Source organism: Halomonas sp. WWR20 (genome assembly GCF_054602495.1).
This window is the reverse complement of sequence record NZ_JBTRHR010000004.1, coordinates 122,754-142,409: the sequence shown is the minus strand read 5'-3', so window position 1 is coordinate 142,409 and position 19,656 is coordinate 122,754. Positions and strand designations below refer to the sequence as shown.

Here is a 19,656-nt window from a genome sequence, read left to right as displayed (position 1 = left end):
GCCCGGAAATGCCGGGTCGGATTTTTGCCGCCGCATCGGAGAACGCAGTGCCATGAAACTCGACCGCTACGATCTAAAGATACTCGAGATTCTCGCCGTGGATGGGCGTATTACCAAGTCACGGCTGGCCGAGGCTATCAATCTCTCCATCAGTCCCTGCTGGGAGCGGGTCAAGCGGCTGGAAAAAGCCGGTATCATTGAAGGTTACGAGGCGCGTATCAATGCGCGCCTGCTGGTCAAGTGCACTCCGGTATGGATGCAGATCGAACTCAAGGCGCACAATGCCGAAAGTTTCTCGCGCTTCGAAAACGCCATGCGCGAGACACCCGAGGTAACCGAGTGCGTTGCAGTAGGGGGCGGTGTCGATTATCTGGTCAAGGTCGAGGCCGACAGCATCGACGCCTATCAGCGGCTTATCGATGCCTGGCTGGTCTCCGATCTGGGGATCGAGCGCTACTTTACCTATATCGTCACCAAGACCGTCAAGCAGCAGGCGCCAGCCTTGAGGCTTGCAGCTGAATAAACCCGCATGCCCAGGAATCAAACGCGACGTGAATTTATCGGCACCCAGTGGGTTGCCGGGAAGATTTGTCGTTGTGGTGGGGGTAGAATGGCGCCTCCTTTCTCTGATGCTCCTGTCTCGTCATGTCTGATGCTCCCGCTCGAATCGCCCCGTGTGTTGCCATCGTCGGTGCCGGTCCCGCCGGGCTGATGGCCGCCGACATCCTCAGTGAGCATGGCGCAAGCGTAGAGATTTTCGAGGCGATGCCCACCGCCGGGCGCAAGTTCCTGATGGCCGGCGTGGGGGGCATGAATATCACCCACAGCGAGCCCAAGCCTGCGTTCGTGGCCCGTTATGGCGAGCGTGCCGATGAGGTGGCGCGCTGGCTCGAGGATTTCGATGCCGCGGCGCTGCGTGAATGGGTTCATGGGCTGGGCATCGAGACCTTCGTCGGCTCCTCGGGGCGGGTGTTTCCCACCGAGATGAAGGCGGCGCCACTGCTGAGGGCCTGGCTCAGGCGGTTGCGCGAGCGTGGCGTGACGCTGCATACCCGCCATCGCTGGCAGGGGTGGCATGCCGACGGCAGTCTGCGCATCGTCCAGAGAGAAAAAGAGCTGAGCGTGCACGCCGATGCCGTGGTATTGGCCTTGGGCGGCGGCAGCTGGCCACGGCTCGGTGCCAATGGCGCTTGGGTGCCCTGGCTGCAGGCCAAGGGCGTGGCGGTCAGCACGCTGCGCCCGGCCAATTGTGGCTTCGAGGTGGCCGGCTGGAGCGCGCTGCTGCGTGAACGCTTCGCCGGCGCGCCGCTCAAGCCGGTGGGCCTGTCGCTGGCGAGCCACGAGCCGGGGCGTAGCGGCGAAATGGTTCTTACCGTCCAGGGCGTCGAGGGCAGCCTGATTTATGCCTTTTCCGCGGCGATTCGCGAGCGCATTGCACGCCAGGAGCAATGTACCGTATTCCTCGATCTTGCACCCGACCGACCTCTCGATGAGTTGACCCGCCGCTTGAACAAGCCGCGAGGACGCAAGTCGCTGTCCAAGCATCTGCGGGCGCGGGCTGGCATCGAGGGCGCCAAGGCAGCTCTTTTACATGAACTGGCGCCGCGGGAATACCTTGACGATCCGGCGATGCTGGCGCGAACCCTCAAGGCGTTGCCGCTGACACTGATCGCGGCGCGACCGCTGGCGGAGGCGATCAGCAGCGCCGGCGGCGTCGCCTTCGATTCGTTAGAGACGCGACTGATGCTGCGCGACCTGCCCGGCGTATTCTGTGCCGGAGAGATGCTCGACTGGGAGGCGCCCACCGGCGGCTATTTGCTTACCGCCTGCTTCGCCAGCGGGACGGTGGCGGCGCGCGGTGTGCTCGAATGGCTTGGCTCGGTTACGCCGCACTAAAGACACTTCCGTCTCTGCAGAAAAAATCTCATCTTCTCCGCTTAACTGCGAAAGAAAGTCTCCCCCGCGCCGTCAGGGACAAAAAGTCTCGTACGTCTTTCTCCCGTAGCCTGTAGGTATTGGGATGAGCCCGCTCATCCGCCATTCGTAAATCCGGTGCGTCTCATCATGACTCACGATTCAACGACTTGTTCGCGTACCGGTGTGGTCAGGAGGTGCAGCATGAAACTCAACGATCCGCGTCTGTTTCGTCAATATGCCTATGTCGACGGCAAGTGGACCCACGGCGACGGCGGCCGCGAAGAGGCGGTCACCGATCCGGCGACCGGTGAAACGCTGGGCCACATTCCCTGGCTGGAAGCGCATCAGATCAATGCTGCGGTGGATGCTGCGGATAGCGCCTTCGTGCAGTGGCGGGCGCTGCGTGCCGATGAACGCGCCGAGCGCTTGATGACCTGGTTCGATCTGCTGCTCGCCAACCGCGAAGACTTGGCGACGATCATGACCTTGGAGCAGGGCAAGCCGCTGCCCGACGCGCGCGGCGAGGTGGAGTACGGCGCCAGCTTCATCAAGTGGTTCGCCGAGGAGGGCAAGCGCACTTTCGGCCAGACCATTCCCAGCCATATTCCCAACGCCGCGCTGGGCACCTTGAAAGAGCCGGTAGGGGTCGCCGTGCTGATCACGCCGTGGAACTTTCCGTTGGCGATGATCACCCGCAAGGCCGCCGCCGCGCTGGCCGCCGGCTGTACGGTAATCGTCAAGCCAGCCGGCGAGACGCCGTTTTCCGCACTGGCGCTGGCTGAACTGGCCGAGCGTGCCGGGATCCCGGCGGGGGTGTTCAACGTGGTATTGGGCGAAGCCTCCGAGGTTTCGAAGATCTTGTGCGCGGAAGAGCGCGTCAAGGCGTTGTCGTTTACCGGCTCCACCCGGGTGGGGCGCCTGCTGCTCGAGCAGAGCGCCAGCACCGTCAAGCGGGTGTCGCTGGAGCTGGGCGGCAATGCGCCGTTCATCGTCGGTCCCGATATGGATCCGCGCGAGGCGGCGGCGGCCGCCGTGGCGGCCAAGTTTCAGACCGCCGGCCAGGACTGTCTGGCGGCCAACCGCATCCTGGTGCACGAGTCGCTGCATGACGAGTTCGTCGCGGAATTCACCGATCTCATGAAAATGCTCAAGGTGGGCAACGGCCTGATCGGCGAAATCGATATCGGCCCGCTGATTCATGGCGCGGCGGTGGACAAGGCGGCGAGCATTGTCGATGACGCACTGTCGCGCGGCGCTACGCTGGTACATGGCAGCCAGGCCATGGCGCCGGGTCCCAACTTCTTCATGCCGACGCTGCTCACCGGCGTCACGCCCGAGATGAAAGTGTGGCGCGAGGAGAACTTCGCCCCGGTGGCGGGGATCACCGCCTACCACGACGATGATGAAGTGATCGCGATGGCCAACGATACCGAATACGGGCTGGCGGCTTATGTCTACACCCACGATATTCGGCGAATCTGGAAACTGCTGCGGGGCCTGGAGTACGGCATGGTCAGTGTCAACTCGGTGAAGATGACCGGCCCGCCGATTCCCTTCGGGGGCGTCAAGCAGTCCGGGCTGGGACGCGAGGGCGGCACTGCCGGCATCGAGGAGTATCTGGATACCAAGTATTACTGTCTGGGGGGGATGGGCTCCGTGTCGGGAAGCTGATCGCCTGGGAAGTTAGCTGCGCTCGGCCATACGGCGTTGGATGTTGATTCGGACATGCTCATTTACAACAGTAAACTCGTGTGCGAGCCCAGTCCGCTGTCTCATCAAAGTCCGCCTTGTCTGGCCTTCGCTCGCAGAGCTTCTCCGTATTTTTCATAAGAATTATCATTTGAAACAGGAGGCTGCCATGAGCGCCCATCAGGACTTGATCGACCGCGACCGCAAGGTGACCTTTCACGCGTCCACGCATCTGCGCGATTTTGCGCATGGCGATGCGCCGGGGCGGGTGATTGCCGGCGGCAAGGGCATCACGGTCGTCGACCAAGATGGCCGCGAGCTGATCGACGGCTTCGCCGGGTTGTATTGCGTCAATATCGGTTACGGACGCACCGAGATGGCCGAGGCGATCTACAAGCAGGCGTTGGAGCTCTCCTATTACCATACCTACGTCGGGCACTCCAACGCGCCGCTGATCGAGCTCTCCGAGAAGATTCTCAAGCTCGCCGGCCCCGGCATGTCCAAGGTCTACTATGGGATGTCGGGCTCCGATGCCAACGAGACGCAGCTCAAGATCGTGCGCTATTACAACAATGTGCTCGGGCGTGCCCAGAAGAAGAAGATCATCTCGCGCCAGCGTGGCTATCACGGCTCGGGTATCGCTTCCGGCTCGCTGACGGGCCTCAAGGCCTTTCACGATCATTTCGATCTGCCCATCGACACCATCCGCCACACCGAGGCGCCGTACTACTATCATCGCGGTGCCGAGCAGGAGGGCATGAGCGAGCGCGAGTTCTCCCAGCACTGTGCGGCCAAGCTCGAGGAGATGATCCTGGCCGAGGGGCCGGACACCGTGGCCGCCTTTATCGGCGAGCCGGTGCTGGGGACCGGGGGGATCGTGCCGCCGCCGGAAGGTTACTGGGAGGCGATTCAGGCCGTGCTGGCCAAGTATGATGTCCTGCTGATTGCCGACGAGGTGGTGTGCGGCTTCGGGCGTATCGGCACCGACTTCGGCTCGCACTACTACAACATCAAGCCGGACCTGATCACCGTGGCCAAGGGCCTGACCAGCGCCTACCAGCCGCTGTCCGGAGTGATCGTGGGTGACAGGGTGTGGCAAGTGCTCGAGCAGGGGACCGGGGAATACGGTCCTATCGGCCATGGCTGGACCTACTCCGGTCATCCGCTGGGGGCGGCCGCAGGGCTGGCCAACCTGGCGATCATCGAGCGTGAGGGGCTGACCCAGAACGCCGCCGAAACCGGCGCCTACCTGCAGAGCCGGATGCAGTCGACCTTCGCCGAACATCCGCTGGTGGGCAACGTGCGTGGTGTGGGCATGCTGGCAGCGCTGGAGTTCTCGCCCGCCAGGGCCAGCCGTGCGCATTTCGATCCGGGGCTCAAGGTGGGACCGCGTGTCAGCGCCGCTGCGCTGGAGGAAAACCTGATCGCCCGCGCCATGCCGCAAGGCGACATCCTCGGTTTCGCGCCGCCGTTGGTGGTCAGCCGAGACGAGGTGGATGAGATCGTGGCCCGGGCCAAGCGCGCGGTGGACAGGGTGACCGATGAACTCACACGCTCAGGCGACTTGGGCTGATCAGGCGCGCGCCGAGCTTGACCATCGTTCATTGATATCCAGGCGCTAGTTATGGATTTCGCCGCAACCCGCTTGCGGCGTTATCGTGTGGGGCTTGGATGACGGGAGGAGGCATGACCCAGCACAGTCACGGCGTGACGCTGGAATCGATTTACCAGGCGCGCAAACGCATCGGCGGACAGGTGACGCGCACGCCGCTGGTCCGCTCGCAGTCGTTGTCCCGCCGCTTCGATGCCGAGATCCTGCTCAAGCTGGAGACCCAGCAGCCCAGCGGGGCATTCAAGTTGCGTGGCGCGACCAACATGATTGCCGCGTTGATGGAGGCGCTTGACCCCGAGCGCCTGCAACGCGGGGTGACCACCGCCTCCACCGGCAATCACGGCCGTGCGGTGGCCTATGCCGCGGCGCGTCTGGGCGTACCGGCGGTGATCTGCCTGTCGCGGTTGGTGCCGCACAACAAGATACGCGCCATCGAGGCGCTGGGCGCCGAGGCGCGTCGTGTCGGTCAGAGCCAGGATCAAGCCTTCCAGGAAGTGACGCGGCTGGTCGACGAGGAGGGCATGCTGTCGATTCCGCCCTTCGACGATCCGCTGATCGCCAGCGGCCAGGGCACCATCGGCGTGGAGCTCATCGAGGATGCCCCCGAGCTCGATCAGGTGATCGTGGGGCTCTCCGGCGGCGGGCTGCTTGGCGGCATCGGCGCGGCGCTCAAGGGATTGAAACCATCGGTGCGTGTCACCGGTGTCAGTCTCTGCCAGGGAGCCGCAATGTGGGAGAGCCTGCGGGCCGGGCATCCGGTGGCCGTCGAAGAGGTCGCGAGCCTGGGCGATTCGCTGGGGGGCGGCATCGGTCTCGACAATCGCTGCACCTTCGCGCTGGTGAAAGAGGTCATGGACGCCCATTGCCAGGTCTCGGAAGTCGCTATCGCCCGGGCCATGGTCGAGATTCTCGAGCACGAAAAACTGCTAGTCGAGGGGGCCGCGGCAGTCGGTCTGGCGGCGCTCGAGGAGCAGGGGCTCGACGTGCGCGGCCAGACGGTGGCGCTGATTCTGTCCGGCAATGGCGTGTCGCTGGCCACCTTCGACCAGGCAAGACAGTTGGCCAATGGCTAGGCTTGCACGTATGGGATTAACGCTTCAATTCGAGAGGACGACATGCAGCTCTATCAACGCGATGCCATCGAAGCGGCAGTGAAAATCGATCATGACGCGCTGGCCACGGTAGAGGGGGGCTTTGCCGCGCTGGGTCGCGGCGAGGTGGTGCAGCCACCGATCCTGTCGATGGTCATCGAGGAATCCAACGGCGAGGTGGACGTCAAGACGGCGCATATTCGCGGTTTCGAGCGTTTCGCCATCAAGGTCAGTCCGGGATTCTTCGACAATCCCAAGCTGGGCCTGCCGAGTCTTAACGGATTGATGATGGTGTTCTCCGCCAAGACCGGGCTGGTCGACGCGGTACTCTTCGATGAAGGCTACTTGACTGCGGTGCGCACCGCACTGGCGGGGGCCCTCGCCGCCAAGCATCTGTCGCGTGACAATAGCCGCCGCGTGGCGGTGCTCGGCGCCGGCGAGCAAGCCGAGTTGCAGGTCGAGGCGCTTAAGTTGGTACGCGATATCGACACGCTGGAGGTCTGGACACGCCGGCGCGAGGCCGGCGAGACCTATGCCGAGAAGATGCGTGAGCGCGGCTTCACGGTGAACGTGCATGACCGGGCCAAGGTCGCCTGCGAGCAGGCCGACATCGTGATCACCACCACACCGGCGCGCGATCCCATCCTCGAAGCCTCGGATCTTCCCGAGGGCGTTCATGTCACCGCCATGGGCTCCGACAGCCCCGAAAAGCGCGAGCTGGGCGAGTCCGTGCTCACCCGCGCCGACGCCTTCGTCTGTGACACCCGCCCCCAGAGCGAAACCAGTGGCGAGCTCAAGGCATTCCGCGGTGTGGGCGATCTTAAGGGGCCGGTGCAAGTGCCATTCGCCGTCTATGAGCTGGGCAAGGTAATTGCCGAGCGTCAGAGACTGCGTGTGTCGGACAACAGCATCACCGTCTGCGATCTCACCGGGACCGGGGTGCAGGATACGGCCATCGCCAACTTCGCCCTCGCGCGGCTGGCCAGCTCCTAGCGTGCAAGCCGGCTACAGCCCGGTCGCTTCGTCGAGGCCGAGATGGATATTCATCGACTGGACTGCTGCGCCGGCTGCGCCCTTGCCGAGGTTGTCGAGCCGAGCGACCAGTGCCAGGTGCGCTTCGCCACCGAACACGAAAATGTCGACACGGTTGGTATCGTTGGCCCCCTGGACATCGAAGAAGCCGTTATCCAGATTATCGGCGTCATCCAGGGGCATGATGTTTACAAAACGTTCCCCGTCGTAGTGCCGCAGGTAGGCGTCACGAATCGCCTCAGCGCTGGCGCGCGGGGCGAGATGGGAAACGTGCAGCGGCACGGTGACGCTCAGGCCCTTAAGGAAGGGGCCGACCACCGGGTTGAATACCGGTGGCGTGGTTAGCCCACCATGCAGACGCATCTCCGGCAAGTGCTTGTGCGCCAGCGGCAGGGCGTAGGGGCGCGGCGCGGCCAGACGCCCTTGGGTATCGGCCTCATATTCGGCTATCAGCTTCTTGCCGCCGCCACTGTAGCCGGTCAGCGAGAAGGCCGATAGCGGATAGTCGGCGGGCAGCAGTCCGGCATCGACCAGCGGGCGTACCAGCATCACGAAGGCGCTGGCGTGGCAGCCGGGATTGGCGATGCGTTTGCCATGACGAATGTGCTCACGCTGTCTGGGGGCCAGCTCCGGCAGGCCGTAGACCCAGTCATCTGCGGTGCGAAAGGCGGTGCTCGCATCGATGAGGCAGGTATCGGGATTGTCCACCAGCGATGCCGCCTCGCGTGAGGCATCGTCGGGCAGACACAAAAAGGCGACATCGGCGGCATTGAGCAGGCGGGCACGCTCGGCGGTGTCCTTGCGCTTGTCGCTGTCGATACGCAGCAGCTCGATATCGTCACGCTGCTCGAGATAGTCGAGCAGCCGCAGCCCGGTGGTCCCTTCCTGTCCGTCCACGTAAATCTTGAATGCCATGGGAATCTCTCTGCGCCAAGCTGGCGCGCGTATGCATTGATGGCTTGAGGGATATTGTGCGGAGATTTGCATCATTTGTCATATGCGTACCCGCTGCCAGTACTGCAATCGGGGGTAACGCGTCGGGTGGGCCGAGACGGCCTAGCGTTTTCTAGGCAATCGCCACCAGGGTCAACAGTCGCTGCTCGTCGATCGCGTACTGGCCATCGACCACGGTGCCCGCCGGCCACTGTGGGCTGAGTGCTTTCAACAGGCGCAACCTGACCTGGGGGGCATCGAGACGATCCAGATCACTCTCGGCGTCCTGAAAGTAGAAGCGCACCTTTACCAGTGGATACAGCGCCTTGAACAGGCTCTCCTTGAGCGAAAAGACCTGCGTGACGAAATGGCCATGACGAGTGGCGGGCAGGCGCTGCAGGTATTCGTGCTCGCGGGGGGTGAGGATCTGTGGCGCTAGCTTTCGCGCACGTTCGCCGGACAGCAGCTGTTCCGCATCGACCCCCAGCCCACGGTAGCTGGTGGCATCGCCGACAATGGCGGCCGCGAAATCCCCGCTATGGGTAATCGAGCCGACCACACCTTCGGGCCACTGTGGCGCGCGATCCGCGCCGATTTCTGGCACCTGCCGTCCTCCGGTCAGCCGCTGGATGGCCTCGCGAGCACACAGCCGGCCGGCCAGGAACTCGGCCTGTCGTTTGGCCACCGCCGTAAGCAAGCCCTGCGGCGGATTGATGTGATGCTCCGCAAAGGCTTGCGATGTCATCTGCGCTGTATCGAAACGGGTGCTCATCCAGCGCGTGCCCTCGAGAACGATGGGCAGGGGCCAAGCATCCTCAAACGAATGACAAACGGGGGAAGAATAGGACGTTACGCTCATCTGCCTATTATGACGCGCCGACAGCGAGACATAAACGGTATGTTGCGCTCTCGCGAGCTGGCCCGATCCCGGGTCCGCTGCCAAGCTGTAAACAAGGGCCGGGCAACGCAAACGCTGGACAGTTTTAGGGGCAACGAATGGCAACGGACCGGCATGAGTCTTCCCGGCGTGCCGGTAACGCTTACGCTCAACGCGCTACAGCTCGACGTCAAGGGGTACGACAACGCAGGGACAGGCGGACTGGAATGGAGGAGCGCTGTCCGGGGAGGGTGAGATGGGCTTCTCGCGCTGGACCTTGGATCTCGATCTGCATGTCGAGCAGTTGCCGCTGTCGATTTCGGCAGCATCGTCGGCCAAGCGATTCGCGAGGCATTGGAAAATCTTCTCTCTTCGCCGCTCGAGACGCTATCGGCAATGACGGGCGACGACAGCCATAACGCCGATGAAAATAACGCCGAGAACGCTGAAGAAGCTTCCGGCGATACGGGCAATGCGGCAGACCAGCCACAAGAAGGTGCGGGAGAAGGTGCGACGGAGCGCGGCTCGGGAATTTATGACCGGGCCAGGGCACGCCATTGATTCCATCGACTTCGATTGGCGAGGGCGGCCGAGCCTGAAAATGAACTAGAGTCACACTACTGACGCACGATATGCCGAGGTCGCCATGCGCGCTATTCATCCCGCCAAGGGGAACCGTCGCTGCCTGGTATGGCTGGCTTGCCTGCTGGGGGGTGTGTTGCTGGCGTGGCTGGCCAGTGCCCAGGAGACACGTCACAGCGCACTGGTGCTAACCGTTGACGGCAGTATCAGCCCCGCTGCCAGCGACTATTTTCAACGTGGATTGCGTATGGCCGAAGCGCAGGACGCCGAGCTGCTGATCCTGCGGCTCGATACGCCCGGCGGGCTGGATGCGTCGATGCGCGACATGATCGGCGCGATGCTGGCCTCGAAAGTGCCGGTGGCGGTATATGTCGCGCCAAGTGGCGCGCGCGCCGCGAGTGCCGGTACCTATCTGCTTTATGCCAGCCATGTGGCGGCCATGGCTCCGGCGACGCGCCTCGGTTCGGCGACACCGGTGCAGATTGGCGGTGGCGGTGGGTTGCCGGGGGACGGTGAGGAACCCAATACGCCGGCGCCGAACGATGCCGAAAATGGCAAACGACGTGGCGAGACGGCTATGGAGCGCAAGGTGCTCGAGGACGCCGTGGCCTATATTCGTAGCCTGGCCGAGCGTCACGAACGCAATGCCGACTGGGCCGAGAGCGCGGTGCGTGACGCCATGAATCTTAACGCCCGCGAGGCGCTCGAGCGCAATGTAATCGACGTGGTCGCGGCGGATATTGACGATCTGCTGCAGCAGATCGATGGCCGGCAGGTGGTCATGAGCGACGGCGAGCGTGAGCTGGACACCGCCAATCTGACTCTTGAGCGCTTCGATCCCGACTGGCGTACCGAACTGCTGTCGATCATCGCCGATCCCAATATCGCGTATTTTCTGATGATCGTGGGGTTCTACGGTCTTATCTTCGAGTTGCTCAGCCCCGGTGCGTTGTTCCCCGGAGTGATCGGCGCCATCTGCCTGCTGCTAGCGCTGTTCGCGTTCCAGGTGCTGCCGGTCAACTATGCCGGGCTGGCGCTGGTGCTGCTGGGGCTGGGGCTGATCGTCGGCGAGGCCTTGATGCCCAGCTTCGGCATTCTCGGCATCGGCGGTATCGTCGCTTTCGTTACCGGTTCGGTGATTCTCATGGATGACCAATATATGGCCGTTTCGCTGCCTTTGATCGGCGGCGTGGCGCTGGTCGCTTCGGGCCTGATGCTGTGGGTGGCGGTGCGCTTCATGCAACTGCGCAAGCGCCGGCCCCACTCGGGGCAGGAGGACATGATCGGAGCGATCGCGGTGGCGCTCGACGATTTCACCAGCAAAGACGTTTCCACGCGCGGCTTTTCCGCACGGGGCCACGTACGCCTGAATGGCGAGCGCTGGAACGCTACCAGCCGCGAGTCGATACAGAAGAATCAACGCCTGCGAGTGGTCGCCATCGATGGCCTGACCGTCGAGGTGATGCCGGCAGAGCCCCCACCACCTTCGTCGTGATGACGGGCCCAGTTGCGTGATGTCGCATGTTCAAGGAGGTTAGCCATGATCATTTCCTATCTCGTCCCAGTGGTGCTGGTGCTGTTATTGCTGGCCGCATCGATCCGTATCCTGCCGGAGTACAAGCGTGGCGTAGTGTTCTTCCTGGGGCGCTTTCAAGGAGTCAAGGGGCCGGGGCTGTTTTTCCTGATTCCCATCGTACAGAAGATGGAAGTGGTGGACCTGCGCGTGATTACACTCGACGTTCCCGAGCAGGACGTGATCTCCCGCGACAACGTCACCGTGCGCGTCAATGCAGTATTGTACTTTCGTGTCGTCGATCCGGAGAGGGCGATCATCAAGGTCGAACATTTCGTCATCGCCACCAGCCAGTTGGCGCAGACCACACTGCGCTCGGTGCTCGGTAAACACGATCTCGACGAGATGCTCTCCGAACGCGACAGGCTCAACAACGACATTCAGGAGATTCTCGACGTGCAGACCGAGGAGTGGGGCATCAAGGTCGCCAATGTCGAGATCAAGCACGTCGATCTCGACGAGACCATGATTCGCGCCATCGCTCGCCAGGCCGAGGCTGAACGGGAGCGGCGTGCCAAGGTCATTCACGCCGAGGGCGAGTTGCAGGCGTCACAGAAGTTGGTCGAGGCTGCCAACGTGATGTCGGCGAACTCGGCGGCACTGCAGCTGCGCTACCTGCAGACCTTAAGCGACATGAGCAACAAGAACGCCTCGACCATCGTGTTTCCATTGCCTATGGACATCATGGAGGCCTTCAAGCATATGAATGTCGCAAAGCGCGGCGCAAACGACAGCGAGACGTCGCACGATACCTGAGCGAGGCCACGCCGACTCCCGCCACATGCAGACGGCTGGTAGACTGTGCGCTTTTCCTGCCACGAGAGGGAATCTCATGCCTATCAGCCGTCCGGCCAGCCAGCATCTGGCCATCTTCGATCTCGACGACACGCTGCTGGACGGCGACTGCACCGGCTTGTGGATGCACTGGCTGGTCAAGTGCGGCTGGGTGGCGGACGGCGAACGTTTTCTTGCCGAGGTAGCGCGCCAGGACACACATTACCGCAGCGGTGAGCTCGACATGGATGCACACCTGCGTTTTGTCCTGGCGCCGCTGGTCGGACGCCATCGCGACGAGGTCAACGTCGAGGTCGAGCGCTTCGTGGCCAGCGAGATCTGTCCACGCCTGATGCAGCCGGGGCTTGAAAGACTCGCCGAACATCGCCGCGATGGCCATGTCACGTTGATCATCTCTGCTTCGATGCGCCATCTGGTCGAGCCCATTGCGCGTTTCACCGGCGCCGACGATGCGCTGGCGACGCGTCCGGCCTTCGATGCCGAGGGCCTTTTCACCGGCGCCCCTACGGGCACCGTGACCTACCGCGATGGCAAATTGCAGGCGCTTGAAGAGTGGCTGGCGGCGCGTGACGCCGAACATGCCCGGCCCACGATATTATGGGGCTACAGCGACTCGCACAACGACCTGCCGCTGCTTGAGCATGTCGACCATCCCCATGCCACCCAGGCGGACGAGCCATTACGTGAAATCGCCACGGCACGCGGCTGGCCGCTGCTGCAGTGGCGATGAGGCCCTGCCAAGTGCCTGCGCTCATCGATACGGCGTAAAGATCGGCTCAATGAGCTTCAGTTCAGAGCGCCCGGAAGTCGAGCGAAGCCTTCATTTCTCCACGCGAGGTCCGTCTTGCATTTTTCGTCTCTGAGCATACGCCAGCGGGGGCTGTTGTTGACCGCGCTCGGTCCGCTGATCATTTCTCCCGATGCATTGCTGGTCAAGCTGGTGGGCATGCCCGACAGCCAGGCGCTACTGTGGCGAGGCTTGATGACGGCGTTGGGTTTTCTGATCATCCTGACTCTGCGCCGGGGCGGGGAAATCTGGCAGGCCTTTGCCCGCTGCGGCTGGACCGGTGTCGGCGTGGCGGCGCTGTTCGGGCTGTCCAATGTTGGCTTCGTGCTCGGCAACCACTATACCAAGGGCGGCAATGTACTGATGATTCTTGCCGGCACACCGCTGATCGCTGCGCTGCTGTCCCGGGTATTTCTGCATGAGCGCCAGCCGCGCAGGACCTGGCTGGCCATCGGGCTGTGCTTGTTGGGTACCTCGCTGATCGTTTTCGATGACGCCGGGCCCGGTTCTTGGCAGGGCAACGCCTTTGCGGTGATGTCTGCGCTATGCATGGCCGCGAATTTCACTCTGTGCCGCACCCGCCCGGGCGTCGACATGAGCCCGGCGCTGGTACTCGCGGGACTGTTGGTGGCAGCGGGATCACTGTTGGCAACGGTCATGAGCGAAGCCGAACTGTTGGTGCCCTCTCGCGAGCAGACGGCTTATCTCGTACTGCTGTGTCTGCTTTTATTGCCGCTGGGCTTTACCTTGATCCAGCGTGGACCGCTGTATTTGCCGGCCGCTGACGTCAGCCTGTTGATGCTGTTGGAAACCGTTTTCGGCACGCTATGGGTGTGGTGGGTCCTTAATGAACAGCCTTCGTCGCTGGCCCTGATCGGAGGTGGCCTGGTTCTCGTCACGCTGATCGTCAAAGGCCTCGTGGATCGCCATTGCGAGCGGCGTGCCGTGCGCGGGAAGAGGCGCGAGAGTGCAGCGCTGGGTGATTGCTGATAGAATCCCGCGCTTGTCGAGAATGCATGAATGAGCGGCGCACCCAGACAAGTCTGGATCCGCTCCCCGGAATGTGCCACGGAACATAGCCATCGTGATGAACCGTATGATCTCCAGCCCAATGCGCTGCACTCCACCCTAGCGCAATCCCTCCTCGCGGCGATCCGCGTGGCTTCGCGCCACCTGCGGTCACTGCTTACGCTTGAGGTCTGCCTGAAGCGTGCCTGCGCCATGCGCAGCCCCCTGTAACACACAAGCCCAATGGCCTTGAGAGGCCGCCATAAGTACCACCGCCGTCACGTGGCGAAGGACCTTCGATGCGCCGTATGCGTAATAAGGTCTTTGCGCCCGTTGTGTCGGGTCATGACTGGCGTCGTGAGGGTGGCCGGCTCGGGCGGCTAAACATAACATCCTGACTGGAAATGATAATGACCCGATCGATACGCCAAGAGTGGTTTTCCAACATCAAGGCCGACGTGCTGTCCGGCATCGTCGTCGCCCTGGCGCTGATTCCGGAGGCCATCGCCTTCTCGATCATCGCCGGTGTCGACCCCAAGGTCGGTCTCTACGCCTCGTTCTGCATCGCGGTAGTGATTGCCTTTGCCGGCGGCCGGCCGGGAATGATCTCCGCGGCCACCGGCGCCATGGCGTTGCTGATGGTGACGCTGGTGCGCGAGCACGGTCTCGAGTACCTGCTTGCGGCCACGCTGTTGACCGGGGTGCTGCAGATCGTCGCCGGTTATCTCAAGCTTGGCGAGTTGATGCGCTTCGTATCGCGCTCGGTGGTCACCGGTTTCGTCAATGCCCTGGCGATCCTGATCTTCATGGCGCAACTGCCCGAGCTGACCGATGTGACCTGGCACGTCTATGCCATGACCGCCGCGGGCCTGGGCATCATCTACCTGTTTCCCTACCTTCCGTGGATCGGTAAGAGCGTGCCGTCGCCGCTGGTGTGTATCGTGGTATTGACGATCGTCTATATGGTGTCGGGCATGGATATCCGTACCGTAGGGGATATGGGTGAGCTGCCCGACACGCTGCCGGTGTTCCTGTGGCCGGAGGTGCCGCTGAACCTCGAAACGCTGATGATCATTCTGCCCTACTCGATAATGCTGACCGTAGTGGGGCTGCTGGAGTCGATGATGACCGCAACCATCGTCGATGAGTTGACCGACACTCCCAGCGACAAGAACCGTGAATGCAAGGGGCAGGGCATCGCCAACATTGGTGCAGGATTGTTCGGCGGCATGGCCGGCTGCGCGATGATCGGCCAGTCGGTCATCAACATCAAATCCGGAGGTCGCACCCGGCTTTCGACCTTTACCGCCGGCGTGGTGTTGTTGCTGATGGTGGTGTTCTTAAGCGACTGGGTGTCGCAGATTCCCATGGCCGCGCTGGTGGCGGTAATGATCATGGTCTCCATCGGCACCTTCAGTTGGGAGTCGCTGCGCGATCTCAAGAAACATCCCATGAGTACCAATATCGTCATGCTGGCCACCGTCGCGGTGGTGGTGGCGACCCACAACCTGGCGATCGGCGTGTTCGTCGGCGTGCTGCTGGCATCGCTGTTCTTCGCCAACAAGGTGGGACGAGTGTTGTACATCGGCAGCGCCATGCTCGAGGACGGCAAGACGCGAGAGTACCGAGTGGTCGGGCAGGTGTTTTTCACCTCGGCGGATCGCTTTACCGACGCCTTCGACTTCAAGGAGACTGTCGAGCGGGTACGCATCGACCTATCGCGTGCGCACTTCTGGGATATCACCGCGGTAGGTGCGCTGGACAAGGTGGTCATCAAGTTCCGCCGCGAGGGGTCCGAAGTCGAGGTGATCGGCCTTAACGAGGCGAGCGCGACCATCGTCGACCGCTTTGCCGTTCATGACAAGCCGGAAGCCGTCGACAAGCTGATGGGCGGCCACTGAGATGCATCATCTGTTAGGAGCGTGAACATGACACAATACATCATGGCCTGTATCGACGGTTCCGGCTTCTCCCCGGCGGTGTGCGACGCTGCCGCCTGGGCCAGTCTGCGTCTCGAGGCGCCGCTGACCTTCGTCCATGTCCTGGACAAATCGCAGAACCCCCGCGAGGTGAACACCAGCGGCAATATCGGCTTGGGCAGTCGAGAACACCTGCTTGAGGAACTGGCGACCCTCGATGAGCAACGCGGCAGGATTGCTCAGGAGCATGGCCGGCTAATGCTCGAGGCGGCGTATCAGCGCGCCTTGGAAGATGGCGTCGCCAAGCCGGCGACCCGGCAGCGCAATGGCGAGCTGGTCGAAGCATTGACCGAGCTCGAAGACGAAACGCGCCTGTGGGTCCTCGGCAAGCGCGGTGAGTCCGCAAGTGCAGCGAGCGAGCATCTGGGGTCCAACCTTGAGCGTGTCATCCGCGCCATGCATCGGCCGATTCTGGTCACGCTGGAAACCTTCACGGCGCCCAAGCGTGTGATGTTCGCCTTCGACGGCAGCCAGACGACGTGCAAGGGGATAAAAACAGTGGCCGAGAGTCCTCTGTTCGCGGGGCTGGAGTGCCATGTGGTGATGGTGGGAGGCGATACCGCCGAGCACCGTGAACAGCTGGCATGGGCCAAGCGCACGTTGGAAGCGGCTACCGGGGGCGAGGTGCATTGCGAGATGCGTGCCGGTGAGGTGGAATCCGCCCTAGGCATCTACGAGCAGGAGCACGACATCGATTTGCTGGTGATGGGCGCCTACGGGCATTCACGGATTCGCCAGCTGCTGGTCGGTAGCACCACGACGGCGATGATTCGCAATGCACGCTTACCTATCCTGCTGTTGCGTTAGGTTGACTGCTTGGCGCAGCAGCTGCCTGAACGTGATATCACCGCAGGATAGCCGCCTCCCGGCGGTTATCCTGCGGTGTGGCGAGGCCGTACATATTCGCTACTAACGAATATAAACATGTTACTCGCCATTTCTCGCCACTTTTGCGACCCAAGCCTAACATCATGTTATGCCTTGCGTTCTAGGCTCAGGTCAGCTTGCACTACTGGATTGCCCGGCCGGGCCACCGGTTTCGTTGACGCTTTTTAGGCGTAGCGAAGCGAAAAATTGTCTCTATTGGCACAATCGAGAAAAGTTGCTTGTCATGCAATGTGGATATATTTAAGTTATTTTGAATATCGTATGGAGTGGCATAACAAGACGCATGGCTGACCTCTGAATCGGTTGTCAGGGGGCGGTTGTCAGGGAAACGGGATGGAAGGAGATATTTGCCTTGAGTCACCTAGTCAGTGAACAGGACACGTACTTTTCAGAAGAGTCGAGCCTGCACCGTCTGGCCGCCGAGCTACTTGCCAAGGCCGATATCCGTATCGATGGCGATCGCCCTTGGGATATGCAACTCAAGGCGCCTGGGGTCATAGAGCGCGCTCTTTCCGAAGGCAACTTGGGACTGGGCGAGGCCTATATGGATGGACACTGGGATGCCGGGCGCCTGGATGACTTCTTCTTCCATCTGTTGCGTGCCCGTCTGCCGAGCGAGATCAAGCCCGGCAAACTGATCTTCCATGCGCTGCGTGCCAAGCTGACCAACCTGCAGAGCGTCAAGCGCGCTTGGCAGGTCGGCGAAGCGCATTACGATCTGGGTAACGATTTCTACGCCGCGATGCTCGATAAGCGCATGACCTATACCTGCGGTTACTGGAAGAATGCCACGACGCTCGACGAGGCGCAGGAAGCCAAGCTGGATCTGATCTGTCGCAAGCTGGATCTCAAGCCCGGTATGCGTATCCTCGATATCGGCTGCGGCTGGGGTAGCTTCATGGCCTATGCCGCCGAACACTACGGCGTGGAATGTGTGGGTGTCACTATATCGCGCGAGCAGGCCGATTATGGCAAGCAACTCATGAAGAAAGGGCTGCCGGTCGAGTTCCGTCTACAGGACTATCGCGAGGTTAACGAGACCTTCGATGCCATCATCAGTATCGGCATGTTCGAGCATGTCGGACGCAAGAACCATCGCGAGTACATGGAGGTTGCCCACCGTTGTCTGAAGGACGACGGCTTGTTCCTGTTGCACACCATTGGCAAGAATCTTCGTGAAAGCACGCCCGACCCATGGGTCGACAAGTATATTTTCCCAAACGGCGACCTGCCTTCCATCGGGCAGATCGGCGATGCCGCGGGCGGCCTGTTCGTGACGGAGGATCTGCACAACTTCGGTGCCGACTACGACAAGACGCTGATGGCCTGGCATGCCAACTTTGAGCGCCATTGGCCACAATTCCAGGAACGCTTCGGCGAGCGCTTCTATCGCATGTGGCGCTACTATCTGCTGTCGTGTGCTGCAGCGTTTCGCGCACGCGATATCCAGCTGTGGCAATGGGTGCTATCGAAGCACGGCGTACTCGGCGGTTATCAGCGCATCAGCTGATCGCGTTTTCCTGAAGAACTCCCGTGCGGGTCAGAGCAGCGCTCTGATCCGCACGGGAATTCGTTACCGTGGGCTAGCGTCGGCGGCGTTACTCGACCAGCGCCTGATAAACCAGCGAGCGTAGATCGCGGCGCAAGGGCAACAGCGAAGACGGCATGAGCTGAGCCATCTGGATGACGCTGAGATCCTCCTGTGGATCGATCCAGAACTGGGTATTCGCCATGCCGGTCCAGAAGTATTCGCCTGCGGAGCCCTGAGTTTGTGCCAAGGCGGGGTCGAGCACCACGGCGAACCCCAGGCCGAAGCCTAGGCCGGCGCCCATATGCCCATTGTTGAAACGGGGCTGGCCCATATCGGCCATGCTGCCGGGCAGGTGGTTACGGGTCATGAACTCCACGGTCTTGCGTCCCAATACCTGTTTGCCGTTCAGTGCGCCTTTATGTTGCAGCATGTCGCAAAAGCGCAGATAGTCGGCGGTCGTCGAGGTCAGGCCGCCGCCGCCTGACAGCACCTTGACGGGCTTGGCGAAACGGCCCCCGGCCGCCGGATCGGCGAGCTTCAGTCCGCTTGGCGGCTCGGGGATTATGTGCGTGATGTCGTGACCCAGCGGAGGTGCCGGAGGGGCATCGCTGGCTGAGGTGTACATGGTCGTGAACCGGTCCCACTTATCTTCGCTAACCGAAAAGGCGGTATCGACCATGCCCAGCGGCTTGAAGATCCGTTCCTGAAGGAACTGATCCAGCGGCTGTCCGGAAATGACTTCGAGCACGCGTCCCAGCACATCGGTGGAAACGCTGTAGTTCCATTCGCTGCCCGGGTGACACAACAACGGCTGTTCCGCCAATCGGGTGACCACTTCCGCCAGCGAGGTATCCCCCCCCATGAAGGTGATCTTGTTGCGATAGTAGAGCTCATCGACCGGCGAACTCTTCAGAAAGTCGTAGGTGAACCCCGAGGTATGCGTGAACAGATGACGCAGGGTGATAAGGCTTCTGGCGGGTTCGAGGCGTGGATTGTCCGCATCGCCGCCTACCAGCACCTGCATTTCCTCGAATTCGGGCAAAAAGCGCGCCAATGGATCATCCAACTGAAAACGGCCCTCTTCATAGAGAGTCATGGCCGCGACACTGACGATGGGTTTGGTCATCGAGTAGATGCGAAAGATGCTATCCATTCCGATAGGCTTGTCGGCATGCATTGCCAAGCCGCCGGCACTATCGAAGAAGGCATTCTGCCCATGGCGACGTACCAGAACGCTGATTCCCGCGAGCCGCTCCTGCTCGACATGTTCCTGCATCCAGCGCTGGATGCGTCGCAGCCGCTCATGTGACATGCCTAGGGTTTCGGGCGCTACCAGATCAACCATGTCGTGAAATCCTTTCG

General features: G+C 61.9%; 17 protein-coding genes. 14 read left to right on the top strand and 3 right to left on the bottom strand.

The features are described 5' to 3' along the window. Positions 1–52 precede the first annotated feature (52 nt). The 6 genes from ACW4DH_RS09165 to ACW4DH_RS09140 all read left to right on the top strand — a co-directional run bounded on the left by ACW4DH_RS09165 (position 53) and on the right by ACW4DH_RS09140 (position 7,302). Positions 53–523 (top strand): Lrp/AsnC family transcriptional regulator, encoded by a 471-nt coding sequence (locus ACW4DH_RS09165; protein ID WP_459636086.1) that lies wholly within the window; start codon positions 53–55, stop codon positions 521–523. 122 nt (positions 524–645) lie between these two features. Beyond that, a complete protein-coding gene (locus ACW4DH_RS09160; RefSeq protein ID WP_459636085.1) occupies positions 646–1,896 on the top strand; it encodes a TIGR03862 family flavoprotein in 1,251 nt (416 codons plus the stop codon). Positions 1,897–2,118: 222 nt separating this feature from the next. Continuing rightward, positions 2,119–3,588 (top strand): NAD-dependent succinate-semialdehyde dehydrogenase, encoded by a 1,470-nt coding sequence (locus ACW4DH_RS09155; protein WP_459636084.1) that lies wholly within the window; start codon positions 2,119–2,121, stop codon positions 3,586–3,588. Positions 3,589–3,775: 187 nt separating this feature from the next. Beyond that, positions 3,776–5,179: an aminotransferase gene (locus ACW4DH_RS09150; RefSeq protein WP_459636083.1), complete on the top strand. Its 1,404-nt coding sequence runs from the start codon at positions 3,776–3,778 to the stop codon at positions 5,177–5,179. 113 nt (positions 5,180–5,292) lie between these two features. Then, positions 5,293–6,291: a hydroxyectoine utilization dehydratase EutB gene (gene eutB / locus ACW4DH_RS09145; RefSeq protein ID WP_459636082.1), complete on the top strand. Its 999-nt coding sequence runs from the start codon at positions 5,293–5,295 to the stop codon at positions 6,289–6,291. Positions 6,292–6,333: 42 nt separating this feature from the next. Further along, a complete protein-coding gene (locus ACW4DH_RS09140) occupies positions 6,334–7,302 on the top strand; it encodes a cyclodeaminase (protein ID WP_459636081.1) in 969 nt (322 codons plus the stop codon). Positions 7,303–7,314: 12 nt separating this feature from the next. Here ACW4DH_RS09140 and argC read toward each other — a convergent pair whose 3' ends face one another. Then, positions 7,315–8,256 carry an N-acetyl-gamma-glutamyl-phosphate reductase gene (gene argC, locus ACW4DH_RS09135; RefSeq protein WP_459636080.1) on the bottom strand — a complete coding sequence of 314 codons (942 nt, stop codon included), beginning with the start codon at positions 8,254–8,256 and terminating at the stop codon, positions 7,315–7,317. 151 nt (positions 8,257–8,407) lie between these two features. Continuing rightward, positions 8,408–9,046 carry a 4'-phosphopantetheinyl transferase family protein gene (locus tag ACW4DH_RS09130; protein WP_459636079.1) on the bottom strand — a complete coding sequence of 213 codons (639 nt, stop codon included), beginning with the start codon at positions 9,044–9,046 and terminating at the stop codon, positions 8,408–8,410. Between the two features lie 459 nt (positions 9,047–9,505). Between ACW4DH_RS09130 and ACW4DH_RS09125 the strand changes: the two genes are divergently transcribed. From ACW4DH_RS09125 to cfa, 8 genes are all read left to right on the top strand, one after another. Continuing rightward, positions 9,506–9,712 (top strand): hypothetical protein, encoded by a 207-nt coding sequence (locus tag ACW4DH_RS09125; RefSeq protein WP_459636078.1) that lies wholly within the window; start codon positions 9,506–9,508, stop codon positions 9,710–9,712. Between the two features lie 85 nt (positions 9,713–9,797). Then, the gene (locus ACW4DH_RS09120) at positions 9,798–11,228 is read left to right on the top strand and encodes an NfeD family protein (protein WP_459636077.1); all 1,431 of its coding nucleotides are present in this window, start codon (positions 9,798–9,800) and stop codon (positions 11,226–11,228) included. Positions 11,229–11,273: 45 nt separating this feature from the next. Further along, entirely contained in the window at positions 11,274–12,062 is a 789-nt protein-coding gene (locus tag ACW4DH_RS09115) for a slipin family protein (RefSeq protein WP_459636076.1), read from the top strand. 76 nt (positions 12,063–12,138) lie between these two features. Further along, positions 12,139–12,831 (top strand): HAD family hydrolase, encoded by a 693-nt coding sequence (locus ACW4DH_RS09110; protein ID WP_459636075.1) that lies wholly within the window; start codon positions 12,139–12,141, stop codon positions 12,829–12,831. A gap of 114 nt (positions 12,832–12,945) precedes the next feature. Beyond that, a complete protein-coding gene (locus ACW4DH_RS09105) occupies positions 12,946–13,878 on the top strand; it encodes a DMT family transporter (RefSeq protein WP_459636074.1) in 933 nt (310 codons plus the stop codon). Positions 13,879–14,306: 428 nt separating this feature from the next. Next, positions 14,307–15,797 carry a SulP family inorganic anion transporter gene (locus ACW4DH_RS09100; RefSeq protein WP_459636073.1) on the top strand — a complete coding sequence of 497 codons (1,491 nt, stop codon included), beginning with the start codon at positions 14,307–14,309 and terminating at the stop codon, positions 15,795–15,797. Between the two features lie 27 nt (positions 15,798–15,824). Beyond that, on the top strand, positions 15,825–16,682 hold the full coding sequence (locus ACW4DH_RS09095; protein ID WP_459636072.1) for a universal stress protein: 858 nt from the start codon (positions 15,825–15,827) through the stop codon (positions 16,680–16,682). 433 nt (positions 16,683–17,115) lie between these two features. Further along, the gene (gene cfa, locus ACW4DH_RS09090) at positions 17,116–18,273 is read left to right on the top strand and encodes a cyclopropane fatty acyl phospholipid synthase (RefSeq protein WP_459636071.1); all 1,158 of its coding nucleotides are present in this window, start codon (positions 17,116–17,118) and stop codon (positions 18,271–18,273) included. Positions 18,274–18,361: 88 nt separating this feature from the next. Here cfa and ACW4DH_RS09085 read toward each other — a convergent pair whose 3' ends face one another. Further along, positions 18,362–19,639 carry a serine hydrolase domain-containing protein gene (locus ACW4DH_RS09085; RefSeq protein WP_459636070.1) on the bottom strand — a complete coding sequence of 426 codons (1,278 nt, stop codon included), beginning with the start codon at positions 19,637–19,639 and terminating at the stop codon, positions 18,362–18,364. Between the last annotated feature and the right edge of the window lie 17 nt (positions 19,640–19,656).

Excerpts from the sequence above, each read along its gene's own strand:
- ACW4DH_RS09165 (WP_459636086.1), top strand. The coding sequence starts at position 53 with ATGAAACTCGACCGCTACGATCTAAAGATACTCGAGATTCTCGCCGTG.
- ACW4DH_RS09160 (WP_459636085.1), top strand. The coding sequence starts at position 646 with ATGTCTGATGCTCCCGCTCGAATCGCCCCGTGTGTTGCCATCGTCGGT.
- ACW4DH_RS09155 (WP_459636084.1), top strand. The coding sequence starts at position 2,119 with ATGAAACTCAACGATCCGCGTCTGTTTCGTCAATATGCCTATGTCGAC.
- ACW4DH_RS09150 (WP_459636083.1), top strand. The coding sequence starts at position 3,776 with ATGAGCGCCCATCAGGACTTGATCGACCGCGACCGCAAGGTGACCTTT.
- eutB (WP_459636082.1), top strand. The coding sequence starts at position 5,293 with ATGACCCAGCACAGTCACGGCGTGACGCTGGAATCGATTTACCAGGCG.
- ACW4DH_RS09140 (WP_459636081.1), top strand. The coding sequence starts at position 6,334 with ATGCAGCTCTATCAACGCGATGCCATCGAAGCGGCAGTGAAAATCGAT.
- argC (WP_459636080.1), bottom strand. The coding sequence starts at position 8,256 with ATGGCATTCAAGATTTACGTGGACGGACAGGAAGGGACCACCGGGCTG.
- ACW4DH_RS09130 (WP_459636079.1), bottom strand. The coding sequence starts at position 9,046 with ATGAGCACCCGTTTCGATACAGCGCAGATGACATCGCAAGCCTTTGCG.
- ACW4DH_RS09120 (WP_459636077.1), top strand. The coding sequence starts at position 9,798 with ATGCGCGCTATTCATCCCGCCAAGGGGAACCGTCGCTGCCTGGTATGG.
- ACW4DH_RS09115 (WP_459636076.1), top strand. The coding sequence starts at position 11,274 with ATGATCATTTCCTATCTCGTCCCAGTGGTGCTGGTGCTGTTATTGCTG.
- ACW4DH_RS09110 (WP_459636075.1), top strand. The coding sequence starts at position 12,139 with ATGCCTATCAGCCGTCCGGCCAGCCAGCATCTGGCCATCTTCGATCTC.
- ACW4DH_RS09100 (WP_459636073.1), top strand. The coding sequence starts at position 14,307 with ATGACCCGATCGATACGCCAAGAGTGGTTTTCCAACATCAAGGCCGAC.
- ACW4DH_RS09095 (WP_459636072.1), top strand. The coding sequence starts at position 15,825 with ATGACACAATACATCATGGCCTGTATCGACGGTTCCGGCTTCTCCCCG.
- ACW4DH_RS09085 (WP_459636070.1), bottom strand. The coding sequence starts at position 19,639 with ATGGTTGATCTGGTAGCGCCCGAAACCCTAGGCATGTCACATGAGCGG.